The sequence below is a fragment of the Psychrobacter cryohalolentis K5 genome (assembly GCF_000013905.1).
GTDB classification, from domain to species: domain Bacteria; phylum Pseudomonadota; class Gammaproteobacteria; order Pseudomonadales; family Moraxellaceae; genus Psychrobacter; species Psychrobacter cryohalolentis.
On the sequence record NC_007969.1, the window covers coordinates 36,674 to 52,927 of the forward strand.

Genomic DNA, 16,254 nt, shown 5'->3' on the forward strand with positions numbered 1-16,254 from the left:
TGTTTGTTAAAAAATCGTCTTTGAAAATCAGTGCCTTATCATATCCAAGGTCGTCGTCAAAACCAATGGTTTTCAGTGAACGCATGATTACTCATTTAATTCTTATAACTTATCTAATACGCGTCCATCCATCGCAAGACGTTCTTTTAAGTGCTCGATATTTGCCTCAGCGAGCGTCACAGTCAAGGTAACCTGCTTACTATAAGCGACATTATCGATGCTGCCGTTTAAGCTCTCGACGACATAGCGGCACTGGGCTTCGGTGGCGAATTCTGCCAGTATTGGTACCGTGATAATAGGAACATAAGGGCTTAGTATCATCTCATCCACTGCCGCTTGCGCTGAGCCTGCATAAGAACGGGTCAAACCGCCAGCACCGAGCTTGATACCACCAAAATAACGGACAACGATAATAATGACGTTGCCGATAGATTTATGTTGCAAGACGTTTAATATCGGTCGTCCTGCGGTGCCATTGGGCTCGCCATCATCGTCAAAGCCTGCGCTGGTGGTGTTATTGGGATCGCCAATAATATAAGCCCAACAGTGATGACGGGCATCAGCATATTGCTCACGTAGTTGTTCCACGTGAAACATTGCCTGCTCACGCGAGGTCACTGGATAAGCATAGGTAATAAAGGCAGATTTTTTGATTTCTAAGCGTGCAGTGACGGCACGTTTTAGCGTTTGATAGCTCATATTTCATCAGGCTTAGGTTGGATATGGTAAACTTGTCTAACTTTCACTGTTGTCCGTATTTGGCGCAGTGTAAATTTCATTTTTCATTATAGTACCACTTCTGACCATTGAAGATAGCCAACAACAGACGTGCACGTGCATGCATCGTTGGTCTTTGATTGAGAGTGAGTATCCCAAAACGGATGGTAGGCAAATCGTATGCGTCTAGATAAATTTCTGAGTAAAGCCACTGAGCTGTCGCGTAAAGAATCCAAAAAAATTCTGCACGCTGGTGAAGTCACAGTAAACGAGCAAGTCATTAAAGATCCCGGTGTACATGTCGATATCGTTAATGACGATGTACAGTGGGCAGGCGAGCCATTGTCGGTCGCCACTGGCAATCGCTATATCTTGCTTCATAAACCAGAAGGCTTTGAATGTACCCTAAAGGCTAAAGAATACCCAATCGTCACTGACCTTATTGCGGTGCCAGAGCTTGGCAGTTTACGTATTGCTGGGCGTCTTGATGTTGATACAACTGGTGCATTACTCATCAGTGATGATGGCGGCTGGCTACATCGCGTAACTAGCCCAAAGCATGAACATGCCAAAGTCTACGAGTTGACGTTAGCAGATGCTATGGATAGTGACGCTCAAGCCAATGCCATTAAGGAAGTGGCTGAAGGCATCCTTTTAGAAGGTGACCACGAAGAAACCAAGCCTGCGACCCTCGAGTTTATCGATGAAACTCATGCGCGTTTAACCTTAGAGCAAGGTAAATACCATCAAGTGAAACGTATGATGGGCTATTTCGGTAATAGAGTGGTTGAGCTACATCGTGCTAGTGTCGGTCATATTACTTTAGACGGGTTAGAAAAAGGCGACAGTCGCTTCTTAACACCAGAAGAAGTAGCAAAATTTTAGAGTTGTAGCTTATTAGGTTATAAAATTATGCTTTAGAAAAATTACTCCAAAATCAGCAGCCACTCAATAGTGTGCTGCTTTTTGCGTTCTGCTACTCAGATATTTCTGTCAATTAGCATTAGCGGCTGCCTGTGTTGCCTATCTCTTAAAGCTCAGTAGCAGTTTTGCAAAATTAAGTCTTTAATACTTTGAAAAAAACCTCCTTGTGCTACAGTCAGCCTATCTTTTTTAATCTATATTTTTACATAATGTTATTTACTGCTCTTTTATTAAATAGGCATGAGTGAATAACGATCATTATTAAAAACCAGATAGGACGGTCTCTGTGAAACTCCCTGTATTAAAATCCGCAAGTTTGATTGGTGTTATGTTGTTAGCAACCACTGCTTGCGCGCAGCCGAACACTGCCGATATGACCAATAAAACAGTCAGCCAAAAGGTTAACCACAGTGCCCAAGCTGGTCAGAATACGAAAGCTATTGGTACAGTCAGTAAATCTGTTGATAGCCGTTTGCGCCAATTGCTGACTCAAGCAGGTATCAAAACGCAGATAACCTCGATTGCACCCTCTAAATTACCCAATATGTATCAAGTCAATTTGGCTGAGCAATTGCCACTGCATATTACTGAAGATGGTAAATATGTCATTCAAGGCGAGCTGCAAAAGAATCCAAGCAAGCGAGTAGTAACCAAAACGCCAGCGCGTAGCACCAGCGCGCAAATAGGTAAGCCTGTCAGTGCCAGTATCAAATCTGACATATTGGCAAATATGGGCGCGCTTAAAAACATGAGTAACAAAACACCGTTCTTTTACACTGCAGTACCGGGTGTGATTTGGGGTGCGACTTTAGAGGGCGTACCGTTCTTGTTATCAGATGACGCCCAGTACATCACCGATGGTGAGATATCAGTCATCGAAAATGGTCAGTTTACTGGGCTTGATAACCGCTTTGAAAAGCTTAAAAATCAATCTGTCCTAACCACATTGGATACTAAGCAGTTAATTACCTATCCTGCCACTAGTGCTGAAAAAGCGGTGATTTACGTAGCAACGGATGTCAATTGCCCTTATTGCCGCAGATTACATAAGCAGATGCCGATGCTTAATGCCAAAGGCGTGACGATAAAAACTATTGGTTATCCGATTTATGAAGCGTCGCCTGAGCAAATGCGCGGTATCTGGTGCCAAGGTAATGAGGAAAGTCGTCGTAAAGCGCTTGATCAGGCGATGCTACATGGCAAGATGACACCAGCGCCTGCATCTTGCAAAACTGATGATGTGGCAGGCAATCGTGAAAAAGCGGCAGGTTTAGCCGTCATGGCAACTCCTGCTATTTATCGTGAAGATGGCGTATTGTTTCAAGCGAGTTTTGAGAGTCCTGAGTTTTTAGAATTCTTGGGAGTAAAATAAGTCGTTGATATTTCTATAATAGTTATGATGGATATCATATTGAATAATGAATAAAAACCCGCCCTATGAATATAGCTCATAGGGCGGGTTTTTATTCATATAACAGTTGATGGTAGCAAGTCTATTGTGGCAACACAATATCGACGATTTTCCAGTTAATTAATCCTTCACGCTGCATCTCTATAGTCAAAGGATAGCCTTTTACCTGACCACTGATGGTGAAGCAATTGATACTGCAGTAACTTAATTGGGGTTTGTCACTGTCAGTCCCTTGGGCTGCCTGCTGTTCAAGCTCATCAGCCTGCTTTTCCATGATTTGCTGCATCTGATTTTTGACCACAACATTAACATCACCGCGATGAATAATCAGATTTTGAATGAGATTTTTTAAATCTACTTGATTGCTAGCGATTGCCCACGCTGCCGCCAGCTCTTTAGTGGCAGTGTTGGCTTGACCTTGGGTATTGATGACTTTTTCGATATTTTGCGGTGTGATGGCACCAGCGACTGCTTGCATAATAAAACCATTCGCCGCCTCTTTTAATGGTTCGCCGCCAAGCTCAGCGACCAATGGGTATTTTGTCATGGTCACGGCAAATTGCTCAGTGAGCTGGTCTTGCATACTTGGGCGTACTTGCTCATAGTCGATAGCTGCCGCGATAGTCGCACCATCTTTGGCATCATAAGCCTTTTTAAGCTGATAAGCGCTGTAATAAGGCGAGCCTGCATAGATAGTAATGGCAATGACAATCAATAAAATAATCAGCTTTTTCATAAAATCGATACCTTGATACAAGCGTAATGGCGATGAGTATAAATAGGACTTTAAAGAGTAATGTTCGAGTACAGTTGGCTTAAAATAAAAGAGCATCACCTTTAGTGGTATTCATGCTTTAAACGGACTCGACTACCGCTGTCTATATGGCGATAAATACTAGCATGGCTGAGCATTATGGAGGTATAAAAAACTTTGTTCATTCCTTAATGAATTCTTTTTAATATTAACTAAAGAGTCTAATTAACACTTTGTACTTCTGCCAACTTGATAAATGCTGCTGCCATCTCCATAAATAGCGCAAACTTTTAATAATTGATTTGACTAAGCAGCACCCCACTGTATTCGCTGGTAAGATTTATACGATTATCATCACTGTTCTCTGTCTTCCGCTATGTTTCATGTGAAACATTTTTTGCGATGATGAGCAGTATTGAACGATAAAGCAACCAAGCGGTGGACTGTGAAGACGATAGGAGAGCCCATGAGTAAGCGCGATTTTTATGAAATACTAGGTGTCAGTAAGACCGCTGATAACAAAGAGATCAAGCGAGCCTACCGCAAGCTTGCCATGAAATACCATCCAGACCGTAACTCTGAAGACCCAGATGCTGAAGAAAAATTTAAAGAAGCATCGATGGCTTATGAAGTATTAAGTAGCGAAGAAAAACGCTCAGCCTATGACCGTATGGGTCATGCTGCTTTTGAAAACGGCATGGGCGGTGGTGGTTTCGGCGGTGGCGGTGGTGGGAACTTCCAAGATATCTTTGGTGATATCTTTGGCAACTTTGGTGATATCTTTGGTCAGTCACGTGGCGGCGGCGGTGGGCGTTCGCGTCGCGGCTCAGACTTACGTTATGTGATTGAGCTGACTTTAGAAGAAGCGGTACGCGGCTGCAAAAAAGAAATCAGCTTTACAGCTCCTGCGCCTTGCGATACTTGTGATGGTAAAGGCGCAAAAAATGCCTCTGATATCGTGACTTGCCAAACTTGTCATGGTCAAGGTCAAGTTCGTATGCAACAAGGCTTCTTTGCCGTTCAACAGGCCTGCCCACATTGTGGCGGTACTGGTAAACAAATTAAAAACCCTTGTTCTGACTGTCATGGTAATGGCGTCAAAGACAAGTCACGCACGCTAGAAGTTTCTATTCCAGCAGGCGTTGATGATGGTGATCGCGTCCGTTTAGCAGGCGAAGGCGAAGCGGGCGGCGCTGGCGTACAAAACGGCGACTTATACGTCGAAGTACGTGTCAAACAGCACAACGTCTTTACCCGTCAAGGTGCTGATTTGTATATGGATGTGCCAGTTAGTATCACTGATGCAGCACTCGGTAAAGAAGTTGAAATCCCAACCTTAGATGGCAAAGTGAAAATCAAGGTTGCTGAAGGCACACAAAGTGGTAAATTATTACGTGTCCGTGGTAGAGGTGTGACACCAGTACGTACGACGATGAAAGGTGATTTGATCTGCCGTGTGGTCATCGAAACACCAGTGAATCTGACTCGTGAGCAAAAAGATTTGCTACGTCAATTCCAAGATACACTGGATGGTGATAGTAAGCATCAGCAGTCACCACATAAAAAATCTTTCTTTAAAAAGATTGGCGATTTGTTCGACTAACAGCATTCTGTATTTGAATGGATAACTGATAAAAGCTCGATAGTTTCACGTGAAACTATCGAGCTTTTTATTGGTGCTATAAAAAACCATTCACAAGCTGATATTTGCTAAACTTAGCCTAATAAATTTAAAAACCAGCGTATTAAAAATAAAGTACTTAGGATAATTATATGAGTCAGCCAGAGAATAAAAAAATGATTAATGTCGGTGTCATCGGTGCAGGTGGTCGGATGGGACGTATGCTTATCGAAGCGATACAAGACAATCCACAAACGACATTAATTGCAGCGATTGAGCGTCAAGGCTCAAGTTTGGTTGGAGCAGATGCGGGTGAAGTTGCTGCGGTCGGTCGATTGAATGTGCAAATAGTTGATGATTTACAGTCAGTGATTAATAAGATTGATGTATTGATTGACTTTAGCTTACCTGCTGCTACTGAACAAAACATGCAAGTCTGTGCTGAGCACAACGTCGCTATGGTTATCGGCACGACAGGATTTAATGAGCAGCAAGAGCAAGTATTGGCAAAAGCGAGTGAGCAAGTTGCTATCGTTTATGCGGGTAACTATTCAACAGGTGTTAATCTTTCATTAAAGCTATTAGGTATGGCTGCTAAAGCTTTTGGCACTGATGCTGATGTAGAGGTCATTGAGGCGCATCATAAGCATAAAATCGATGCGCCATCAGGTACTGCTTACATGATGGCAGAAGCTGTGGCAGAAGCACGTGGACAGAATCTAAAAGACGTCGCTGTCTATGGTCGTGAAGGACAAACTGGCGAGCGCGAAGCAGGTACGATTGGTATTCATGCGATACGTGGCGGTGAAATCATCGGCGATCATACTGTGATGTTTATTGCGGATGGTGAAGTTGTTGAAATTACCCATCGCGCGCGCGCAAGAATGACTTTTGCTGCTGGCGCTGTGCGTGCCGCTACGTGGATTGTTCAGCAGTCGGCTGGACAATATAATATGCAGGATGTCTTAGGTTTAAATGACTAGGCTTTAACGAACAAGGTTTGAATTATTAAGGTTTTTTCTTATGGTTTGGTAGCTGCTGAGTATGGCTTTTGATAGCGTTTAACTATTGCTAGAGGTCAATTATGAATAAGTTTAGTGAAAATCTAATAGCGATTTTTGGTCGAAAGCTGGCTATTATAAAAACTGTCAAAACCATAAGTTATGGACGTCAGATAGCATTTATCCTAAGTTTAACTGTAGTGCCAATAGTTGTACAAGCAGCTGCTTATCAAACCTATGTCATTCATACGTATGGCGGTGATGCATTGCTACCTTCCGTTCGTCAGCAGTTAAATGCCAGTCGCGACGGCGGCACGGTGTCGATTTATCAAGATAAGCTAGTGCTTCGTACCACTGCCAGCAACTATCAGGCAGTACAAAAGCTATTGGCACAGATTGACCGTCAGCCACAGGCATTGACGGTCGCTGTGCGTGTTGGCAATAATAGCAGTGCTCAGGATAATATTCAGCAAGGTCGAGTCACTATCAGCAATAGCGGTATTCAAGGCGTAGGGATTATCAACCAGAGTAATAGCCAACAACAAACAAATAATTTATATCAAGTACAAACCTTGTCAGGTAGTGCCGCCAGCATTAGCACTGGTACACTCTACGCACTAAATCAAACCTATACTGCCAATAGTTATCCAACCTATCCAGCTTACAACCGTCCAGCAGGAAGGATTATTATCCAGCAGCAGGTCTTATTGCCAACGAGCCAAGGTATTGCGGTTACGCCAAGACTGTTACCGAATGGACAAGTCGAAGTACAATTGACCCAAGTTGAAGAAAAGCTCGTGCGTGCCAATCCTTCTTACAATCGCTATGGTTACAATAGTAGTGTGCAAGGGCAAAGATTGAATAGCACCATTATTGTGCCACGTGGACAATGGGTGACTATCGGGCAAATCTCTCAAAACAGCCAAAATCAGACCGCAGGTTATGGTGGCAACCAAAACAATAGCCGTAGCAATGATGTGCCAATATCGCTACTAGTACAGTAGCTAATGATAAATACTATAGCGAAATAAACATAAAAAAGCGCGGCACTGTTATTCACAATGCCGCGCTTTTTATAGTAACGATTATTTATCACAAATTAGTCAACATAGACCACTTCTAACGGTGGAAAACCATTGAACTCAATAGATGAGTACGAGTTGGTATAAGCACCCGTAGTTAACCAAAATATCTTGTCACCAATCTCCAGCTCTTCTGGTAGCTGATAACCTGCCTCTTCATACATGATATCAGTTGAGTCACAAGTAGGACCTGCTAATACCACCGTACCCGCGCTGGTTGAGGTTTCCATTTTAGGTGTATAAACGGGGTACTTGATAGCTTCACCTAAGGTTTCAATTAAACCTTGAAATAAACCCACATCGGTATAGACCCAACGTGTCAGATCAGTATGCGATTTACGAGAAATCAATACCACGTCACTAACCAGTACGCCTGAACCGCCAACCAATGAACGACCGGGCTCTAAAATAATCTCTGGCATATCTTCAGCACTATAGTCATCGCTTAAGTAGCTTTGAATCTCTTCAGCATAGACTTTGATAGGATTGACTTCGCTCAGATAGTTTGCCGGAAAGCCGCCACCCAAATTTATCATTTGAAGCTTTATGCCTTCTTCGTTCTTCATCCAATCAAACATATATTTAACTTTGGCTAAAGCATCATCCCAAGCGGCAACGTCTTTTTGCTGACTGCCCACATGGAATGAGATGCCATAAGGTACCAAGCCCAATTCTTGCGCTTGAATCAATAGTTCAATCGCCATATTGGGGTGACAACCAAATTTGCGTGATAATGGCCATTCAGCGGTATCTGACCCTTGTACTAAGATACGTACAAATATTTTTGAGCCAGGTGCATGTTTTGCAATGTTTTTTAAATCTGCTTCTGAGTCGGTCGCATACAAATCAACCCCTTTTTCAAAGGCGTATTTGACATGTTCAGGCTTTTTGATGGTATTACCATAAGAGATACGTGAGGGCTCAACGCCGCAGTCAAGCACGCGATCAAGCTCATAAATCGATGCACAGTCAAAGTTTGAACCAAGCTCAGCAAGCAGATTGATGACTTCGACAGCAGGGCTTGCTTTCATCGCATAATGGATTTTAGCATGAGGAAAAAAACCAACCATTTCATGATATTTTATTTTAATGCGATTAAGATCAACCACCAAAAATGGCGTTTCACGACCTTCAGCCGCTTTAGTAAACTTCTGCCAGCCGGCAGGGTCAAAATATTGGTCGATTTTAATCATAGTAAGACCTTTAATAAAAACAGTATTTAATGAGAACAAGGAATGAAGCTAACAAATAGTGATGCTAACCAAAACTAATAATAAAACCCAAATTCTTTACGCTAAAATCTAAACGTTCAATCGTCACCTTATCGCTGCGCTATGTGCAGTATCTAAAACAGACAACGTTTAAAACGTAGCATAAGCCATAACAAAACCACTTGACGATAAACGTATGTGAAATCAACTTATCAGAGAAATAGATTAAGAGTTTGCTGGCTGTGGCTCTTTTTCCGCCACTTGCTCGCCTTGTTTTTCACGTATTTTAAGGACTTTACGCACCTTATCACGCGCACGTGTCTGTTTCAAACGCGACAAATAATCGACGAAAATCACCCCATTCAGATGATCCATTTCGTGTTGGATGCAAACGGCAAGTAAGCCTTCTACTTCTTCATCAATCTTATTGCCATTCTCATCTAGTGCTTCGATACGCACTTTGTTTGGGCGCTCAACTTTGTCATAGACGTCTGGCACGGACAGACAACCTTCTTCATACGGCTGCTTTTCTTCAACCAATGGCGTTACTTTGGGATTGATAAACACTCTTGGGCTGTCTTTATCTTCTGATAAATCCATCACGATAAGCTGGATATGGTGATCCACTTGGCTTGCAGCCAGACCGATACCTTGCGCATCGTACATGGTCTCAATCATATCGGTGATTAAGGTTTTGATTTCAGCAGTGACTTCCTTGACAGGCGTTGCAATCGTACGCAGACGCGGGTCGGGATAGCTTAAAATAGGGAGTAACGCCATAAGGCTCACCTCAATGATAAAGATAAAAAATAGGTTTGATATTATAAGATAAATGGGGACAAAAGTAATGCTTATCAATAGCTAAAGCGAGATATCCTGACTGATAAATATAAGAAAAATATAGTAATAATGTATTGATAGAGGAATTTGAAACAATAAAAAAGGCCTTGATTGCACAAGACCTTTATTTTATGTATTCGTTATTGAAATGTATTAGCTGTTTAGCTGTGTCCAATTATACGCGACGTTTACTCATAATCATCTCATAGATGAACAGTAATATAATCGCACCAATTACTGAGAAGATTAGACCAGTGAAACCGCCATCAGCATTGATACCAATTAGGCCAGCAACAAAACCACCAAGCATCGCACCAACGATACCCAATACAATCGTCATAATCCAACCCATAGGATCGCTACCTGGCTTAATCGCACGTGCCAATAAACCTGCAACCAGACCAACAATAATCATCCAAATAAAGCTCATATCAATTCTCCTAAAGTGTCTATCATTTATAATGGTTTACTTATTTTGTTGAATCCATTGTAAACATTATCGAGATCAAGAAATAAGCAAAAAATGTTACCTATGTATGGGCTCTGTGAGGAAAAAGCGATATTTGCTATTTAGCAGGGGAAATAGGTAAACGGGGTGTTACAAAGGTAGTAAAGTCGCTAATGAAATGACTATATCTCTCTATAAAAGTAAAAATATTTTTTTATAGGTATAAAAAGAAATAAACAGGCGTAGCTCATTATTAATGAGCTACGCCTGTTATTCTACAGGGTTATAGAGCCAGACTAACTATTAGCTAAAGCGGTTACTAAACGCTGATGAATACCTTCAAAGCCGCCATTAGACATAATCACAATCGCATCACCAGCCTTGGCATATGTGCAAATATGAGTAATGATATCTTCTACGCTAGAGAGTACCTGTTGGCTGCCAATATCTGGATTTGCGATAGTGGCATTATTAATGACTTCTTTTAGACCCCACTCAAGTCCTGTCGGCTCATACCATAAGGTATGATCGGCGAGAGCAGCAGACTCAGCCAAGCTGTCTTGATGAATGCCCATTTTCATGGTATTACTACGTGGTTCAATAATTGCCCACAGTCGTCTATCAGCTAGCTTTTTCTTAGCACCATCCAAAGTAGTCGTAATTGCCGTTGGATGATGAGCGAAATCATCAAAGACCAAGATATCATTTACATTACCTATAAGCTCCATCCGACGTTTAATACCGGCAAATGCTGATAACGCCGCACAGGCAGTTTTAACACTGACACCGATGTTATAAGCCGCTGCGACAGCAACCAAGGCGTTATTCACATTGTGAATGCCGCTCATCGACCAATCGACGACTCCCGTGGCTTCTTTATCAGCAATATCAGCCGCAAAACTAACAGCAAATTGACCACCATCTTCGCTGATAAGTTCAGCTTGCCAATCGCTACTATCTTTTACATGCTTATCTTTTGCGTAGGTATTATCTGTTGCATGAGTATTATGTGCCGCTGAGTCCAATACTGCTGTCCGCCAAACGGGTGTCCAAACACCTTTCGCTAACGTTTCCTCTAAGCTGGCAGTCGCTGTGGGCATAATGATTTTGCCAGTGCTTGGAATCATGCGCACCATATGATGAAATTGGGTCTGAATAGCATCAAGATCCGCAAAAATATCCGCATGATCAAATTCAAGGTTATTTAAAATAGCCGTACGCGGACGATAATGTACGAACTTTGAACGCTTATCAAAAAATGCAGAATCGTATTCATCTGCTTCGATAACGAAATAGCCAGTATTTGCCGAATCGTCATTATCAATTTTGTCAGCACCCAAATAACTGCTGTGAGCAAAGACTTGCTGCAAGTGTGCATCAGCAGTATCAACAAGTGGCACACCACCGATTAAAAACCCAGTGTCGATACCGGCATAGTGCAGTATCCACGCGAGCATGGTCGTCGTCGTGGTCTTGCCATGAGTACCTGCCACTGCGATGACATGGCGAGATTGCAATACTTGCTCAGATAAAAACTGGGGTCCAGAGGTATAGCGTAGACCTGTGTCCAGCATATATTCGATGACATCCATACCGCGCTTCATGGCATTACCAACCACGACTAGATCTGGTGCTGGTTGCAAATGCTCTACCAGATAGCCTTGCTCAATGGTCACGCCCGCGTTTTCCAGTTGGGTGGACATCGGCGGATAAACGTTGGCATCTGAGCCCGTGACCGTATGTCCAAGCTCGCGCGCTAGCAATGCCAGTGAGCCCATAAAAGTACCACAAATACCAAGAATATGAATATGCATAGACGTTCCGTACGAGCTTGAATAAGAGGAATGAAAATCTAACGTAAGCCAATAAAAGAGATTGCTGTATTTTGGATGAGCTAATATTTATCTTAGCAAATTGCTATTTAAGCCAGTACTCTTTTATGTTGAGCCAACAACCGTAGCACAGCAGGCAAGCGCTCATTGTAAAGTAATCATGGTTCATTGACCAATAAAAAACGCCTAGTAAATAGGCGTTATCAAAATTATAAAATAGTCTGATTTAGTGTTATCTCAAAGATGCTGTATGGCGTTACTATTCACGCATTTATTGACGTGCTAAAGCATAGTTTTCATCAGGATTTTTATACTCATCCATCATGATCAAGTGATTATCTTGAATTTGATAGGTTTCGATATTTTTTTTCTCATAAACGATAGTAATTACATCATTGTCTTGACGATAGACACCGGATTCTATCAAAGGCGGTTGCGGCGTTTTAGCCTGATTAAAAACACTGGTTTTTAATACTGAACCGTCAGCGAATAAGTTTAGCGTGAGGTCGATACTGCCACAAGATGGGCAGGGGACAACGCCACCATAATCGCCCATCAAGGTCGCTTGCAACATACTGTCGCTATTTGCTGCTGAAATCATCGGTGAACGTGCTGAGTTATCATTCGAGTCTGCTGCTGCAATAAGTGCCTGTCCTTCTTGATCAATGTCTTCATTAGCTGATGCTTTAGCACTATTGTCTTCTAAGGCAGGTTCATCATTATTCAAAACGTTACTTTGGTCGCTGTTAATCGGCGCACCTTGGGTATTTTTATTTGTAGAAGAAGAGGCACTGTCACAACTCACCAAGGCGATACAGACCGGTACGGCTAATAATAGGCGTAGACAGCGGTTGTTAAGCGAGGAAGCAGAAAATACAGGCGAAAAATTTATCATAGTATTACCACAGAGCAGATTTTTAAACAATATTGCTAATTACAGCTGATGTCATTTTGACTCTAAAATCAGCGTAAAAACCACATAGAACGAAAACGACTAGAGTAACGACAATAAGCCCGCGTTGCGAGCTTGATTTCGTTAAATTATGTGATAAAAATGGAGAAAATATGAATAGCGCGCCATGCGTTATTTATCGAGCGAGAGGCTTAGGGGTAGCAGGACGTACGATACGCCACAAGATAAGCAAATGGGTCAGTATCAGAATACTAAATAAAATCAAGGATTGTTCAGGTATGCTTAAGCCCAGAAACGTCCAGTCAATAGAGGCGCATTCACCAGAGCCCGCAAATACTTCTTTTAATACCTGCTGCATAGGCAAGGTATCAAGCCAATAATCCAAACCCGGACCACATGACGGGACTTGATCTGCTGGTAAATGCTGCAGCCAAACATGACGTCCTGCGACTATCGCCGCCCAGCCGATACCCGCTAAACTACCAAGCCAAAGTAGTAGTCTGATAACCATCGATTTTGGATGAAATAAAGCGGCGATTAAAGCAAACCCACCCATGATCATCAGACCAATCCGCTGAAAAATACAAAGCGGACAAGGTGAAAAACCCATATAACGCTGTAAGAAAAATAGTGCAAAGCTCATGCCTATCGCGGTCATTATGACTAAAAACACTTGCAGATTACGGTAAGTGGTCAGCTGTAGCATGGGGCAGATACTCTTATAAAGTGCTTGTTAATAAAGGACAGAAAGATATGAAAGATTAACGATATTGCTGCAAGAAATCCATGAAATCTTCTGTTTCAGCTGCTTCTATCTCCGCTTGTTGTAAGATGGATTTTTCGGCGAGCACTTCATATTTTGCTTGGGTATTTGGACTGAGGGTCTGCTGCAATAACGAGTCGCGATGCTGCTGCGCTAAAGTAAAGCCCAACTGCCATAAACTGCCCAAGCGCTTGCTATCAGAGTTCACTTGCGCTGAAATAGTTGACTCAGAGTGACCAGCTTTGCCTTGCATCAAGGCAACAGCCGCCCGATAATCATTGCCACCATAATGGGCATCTAATAGTGCAGCTAACGGCTGCATACGGTTCAAATGCATTAGCATCCAGCTCTCTAATGATTGCTCGGCACCATTATTAAGGATTTGTAGATTTTCACAACGACCTTCATTAACAACGCGCTCAAGATTGATAGCGAGCGCATCTTCTTCCTCAGGCATTAATTCAGGGGAATCACTAAGCAAGCAATAAAGCGCCATCACTTCTAAAAAGCAAGCACTAGATAAGCGGATACCGATATCGCTATAAGGGTCCAAATCAATCGCACGAAACTCAACGTAAGCGATACCACGACGCTCAAGTGCTTCAGTTGGGCTTTCGCCACTCATGGCTATTTGCTTAGGACGAATAGGGCTGTAGTATTCATTTTCTATTTGTAAAATATGATTGTTGATTTGAATAGGATTGCCATTCTCATCATCTAAGCCAAGCTTCTCAAAGCTTTCGTGCGGGGTTTGAATCGCACGGCGCAGACCTTTGACATATTCGGGCAAATTGTTATAGCGGATATCAAGGTGCTCTTGCACACTATTGGTGTAACCAAGTTTGCCCATACGCAGGCTGGTAGCAGTTGGTTTATAATAGGTTGAATTATTGAACATCTCAAGGTCGTGCTCAATCCCTGAAACAAAACAAGGGCAGACACTGGGACTTGCGCCCAATAAATACAGCACCAAGCTGGTCAGGCGCTTAAAGTTACGAATTAGACCCAGATATTTATCGTTTTTAAACTCTGTTAATGTCAGAGATTGTGCAGTAGGCGTTTGTGTTTGCCACGCAGTGAATAAATCGTCACCAAATGATAAATTATAATGTAAACCTGCAATGGTCTGCATCCGGCGACCATAACGAACACCAAGTCCACTACGGTACAAAGTTTTCAATTTACCCGTGTTAGAGCTACCATAGTCCGCCAGCGGAATATCTTCATCATTTGATGACAGCATACAAGGCATAGACAGCGGCCACATCAGCTCATCTTCAGGCATACCTTTATAGACCAATAGATGCAGCTGACGCAGCATATTTAGCGTCTCTTTTGGTGATGACTTGGGGTCGGTAATCAGCTCAAGTAAGCTTTCAGAGTAATCCGTCGTAATAAAAGGATGAGTCAGCTTGGAGCCGAGTTTGGCAGGGTGCGGCGTTTGGGCCAAATAACCATCAGGCGTCACGCGCAATCCTTCTTTTTCGATACCACGTAACATGCCTGCTAAATGCTCGCTGGCAAACCAGTTTGGAATATCAAAATCGACAAAGCTACTCGCAAAATTACTCATAAGGATCATCTGTTGTTATTGGTTATTATTGATTAAAAAACCATCAATGGCTAATCGGAAAATAGAGAATAGTGACTTCAGTTTAGCCCAAAGACAGGCTAAAAACCACGCACGATTACAAATACGGTCAGTTTTACTGAAGGTGAATTCCACACTGTTTGGCAGAAAATCTAGCCATAAAATAGCAGTAAAGCCCTAAGAAAGTTGTGACTTTAATTGATCGTTTTTGCTTATTTTCTTGAAAGCTTTTATGGAGGGCAACTCTATTTTTATCAATAGCCAATGCACCCAAATTTTTACAGGAAAAATATCTGAAATAAAAAGCACCTACCAATCGGATAAGTGCCATAGCAAAACAATTCTTTATATAGTCATTGGATATTAAGATATACCAAAGCGAGTATTTAGATCGAGAATGACGAGCCGCAGCCACAAGTGGTCGTGGCATTAGGGTTGGTCACGATAAAGCGTGCGCCTTCCAAGCCTTCGGTATAATCAACGGTAGAGCCTTGCAGGTATTGATAGCTTAATGAGTCAACGACCAAGGTCACATCGTTATTATCGAAGTTGGCATCATCTTCATTGAGCTCATTGGCGAAGTTAAAGCCATAAGAAAAGCCCGAACAGCCGCCGCCCGTCACATAGACGCGTAGCATCAAGTTGCTATCACCTTCTTCTTCACGCAGGCGACGGACTTTTTGCGCCGCACTGTCAGTCAGGTTCAATACAGTTGGATCGACAGGTTGGCTTGAGCTTGGATTAAATTGGTTGGCTGGTTGGTTCATATCTACCTCAATTGCTAAAATCAGATGTTATTATTTTTACGTATGCGAGGTCGTCTATTGATACAGGCTAAGATGACTTGCCAGTAGCTTTTCATAGCTGCTATTCATGACCTACCGGCAACTGCACTATTTTTTATGCAAGGTATCGCTATTTTTGGACAACCACTGCGATATAGACAGCATAGCAACTAAGCTTTAACGGAGAATATCAGCACTTAACTGCCTGATGTCAATAGTGTTTTGCTAGTATAACATAGTTGGGCTAATGATTGATTTGTCAAGGGTAACAGTAGCGTTTGCTATTATAACGTACTTATATATGCCCCTTGTTGTTTGTGAATACAAGGGAATTAGTAGCAGTATAAAGGTTTGAATTTAA

15 protein-coding genes are annotated in these 16,254 nt (G+C 42.3%); 5 read left to right on the forward strand and 10 right to left on the reverse strand.

The features are described from left to right. Nucleotides 1-102: 102 nt before the first annotated feature. Nucleotides 103-699 (reverse strand): YigZ family protein, encoded by a 597-nt coding sequence (locus PCRYO_RS00150; protein WP_011512406.1) that lies wholly within the window; start codon nucleotides 697-699, stop codon nucleotides 103-105. 198 nt (nucleotides 700-897) lie between these two features. Between PCRYO_RS00150 and PCRYO_RS00155 the strand changes: the two genes are divergently transcribed. Then, nucleotides 898-1,602: a pseudouridine synthase gene (locus tag PCRYO_RS00155; protein ID WP_011512407.1), complete on the forward strand. Its 705-nt coding sequence runs from the start codon at nucleotides 898-900 to the stop codon at nucleotides 1,600-1,602. Between the two features lie 325 nt (nucleotides 1,603-1,927). Then, on the forward strand, nucleotides 1,928-3,013 hold the full coding sequence (locus tag PCRYO_RS00160; protein ID WP_041752893.1) for a disulfide isomerase DsbC N-terminal domain-containing protein: 1,086 nt from the start codon (nucleotides 1,928-1,930) through the stop codon (nucleotides 3,011-3,013). A 121-nt stretch (nucleotides 3,014-3,134) separates the two neighbouring features. Here the strand turns inward: PCRYO_RS00160 and PCRYO_RS00165 are convergent, their stop codons facing one another. Further along, nucleotides 3,135-3,788, reverse strand: coding sequence for a DUF2939 domain-containing protein (locus PCRYO_RS00165; protein ID WP_041752894.1), 654 nt, complete (start codon nucleotides 3,786-3,788; stop codon nucleotides 3,135-3,137). A 484-nt stretch (nucleotides 3,789-4,272) separates the two neighbouring features. Here PCRYO_RS00165 and dnaJ point away from each other — a divergent pair, with 484 nt between their 5' ends. The 3 genes from dnaJ to PCRYO_RS00180 all read left to right on the forward strand — a co-directional run bounded on the left by dnaJ (nucleotide 4,273) and on the right by PCRYO_RS00180 (nucleotide 7,432). Continuing rightward, nucleotides 4,273-5,409: a molecular chaperone DnaJ gene (dnaJ, locus tag PCRYO_RS00170; RefSeq protein WP_011512410.1), complete on the forward strand. Its 1,137-nt coding sequence runs from the start codon at nucleotides 4,273-4,275 to the stop codon at nucleotides 5,407-5,409. A gap of 170 nt (nucleotides 5,410-5,579) precedes the next feature. Continuing rightward, nucleotides 5,580-6,410, forward strand: coding sequence for a 4-hydroxy-tetrahydrodipicolinate reductase (dapB, locus tag PCRYO_RS00175; protein WP_011512411.1), 831 nt, complete (start codon nucleotides 5,580-5,582; stop codon nucleotides 6,408-6,410). 101 nt (nucleotides 6,411-6,511) lie between these two features. Further along, on the forward strand, nucleotides 6,512-7,432 hold the full coding sequence (locus PCRYO_RS00180) for a hypothetical protein (protein WP_011512412.1): 921 nt from the start codon (nucleotides 6,512-6,514) through the stop codon (nucleotides 7,430-7,432). A 95-nt stretch (nucleotides 7,433-7,527) separates the two neighbouring features. On the opposite strand, the gene PCRYO_RS00185 is transcribed toward PCRYO_RS00180, so the two are convergent. From PCRYO_RS00185 to erpA, 8 genes are all read right to left on the reverse strand, one after another. After that, the gene (locus tag PCRYO_RS00185; protein ID WP_011512413.1) at nucleotides 7,528-8,703 is read right to left on the reverse strand and encodes a type III PLP-dependent enzyme; all 1,176 of its coding nucleotides are present in this window, start codon (nucleotides 8,701-8,703) and stop codon (nucleotides 7,528-7,530) included. Nucleotides 8,704-8,946: 243 nt separating this feature from the next. Beyond that, nucleotides 8,947-9,501: a peptide deformylase gene (def, locus tag PCRYO_RS00190; RefSeq protein ID WP_011512414.1), complete on the reverse strand. Its 555-nt coding sequence runs from the start codon at nucleotides 9,499-9,501 to the stop codon at nucleotides 8,947-8,949. A gap of 235 nt (nucleotides 9,502-9,736) precedes the next feature. Beyond that, a complete protein-coding gene (locus PCRYO_RS00195; protein ID WP_011512415.1) occupies nucleotides 9,737-9,991 on the reverse strand; it encodes a GlsB/YeaQ/YmgE family stress response membrane protein in 255 nt (84 codons plus the stop codon). Nucleotides 9,992-10,305: 314 nt separating this feature from the next. Beyond that, entirely contained in the window at nucleotides 10,306-11,823 is a 1,518-nt protein-coding gene (locus PCRYO_RS00200) for a Mur ligase domain-containing protein (RefSeq protein WP_011512416.1), read from the reverse strand. 289 nt (nucleotides 11,824-12,112) lie between these two features. Further along, complete coding sequence (locus PCRYO_RS00205; RefSeq protein WP_011512417.1) at nucleotides 12,113-12,736, reverse strand: copper resistance protein NlpE N-terminal domain-containing protein; 624 nt, start codon at nucleotides 12,734-12,736, stop codon at nucleotides 12,113-12,115. 193 nt (nucleotides 12,737-12,929) lie between these two features. After that, nucleotides 12,930-13,460 (reverse strand): disulfide bond formation protein B, encoded by a 531-nt coding sequence (locus PCRYO_RS00210; RefSeq protein WP_011512418.1) that lies wholly within the window; start codon nucleotides 13,458-13,460, stop codon nucleotides 12,930-12,932. Nucleotides 13,461-13,515: 55 nt separating this feature from the next. Beyond that, entirely contained in the window at nucleotides 13,516-15,099 is a 1,584-nt protein-coding gene (gene gshA, locus PCRYO_RS00215; protein WP_011512419.1) for a glutamate--cysteine ligase, read from the reverse strand. A gap of 395 nt (nucleotides 15,100-15,494) precedes the next feature. Further along, nucleotides 15,495-15,875 (reverse strand): iron-sulfur cluster insertion protein ErpA, encoded by a 381-nt coding sequence (gene erpA, locus PCRYO_RS00225; RefSeq protein WP_011279349.1) that lies wholly within the window; start codon nucleotides 15,873-15,875, stop codon nucleotides 15,495-15,497. Nucleotides 15,876-16,254: the final 379 nt, after the last annotated feature.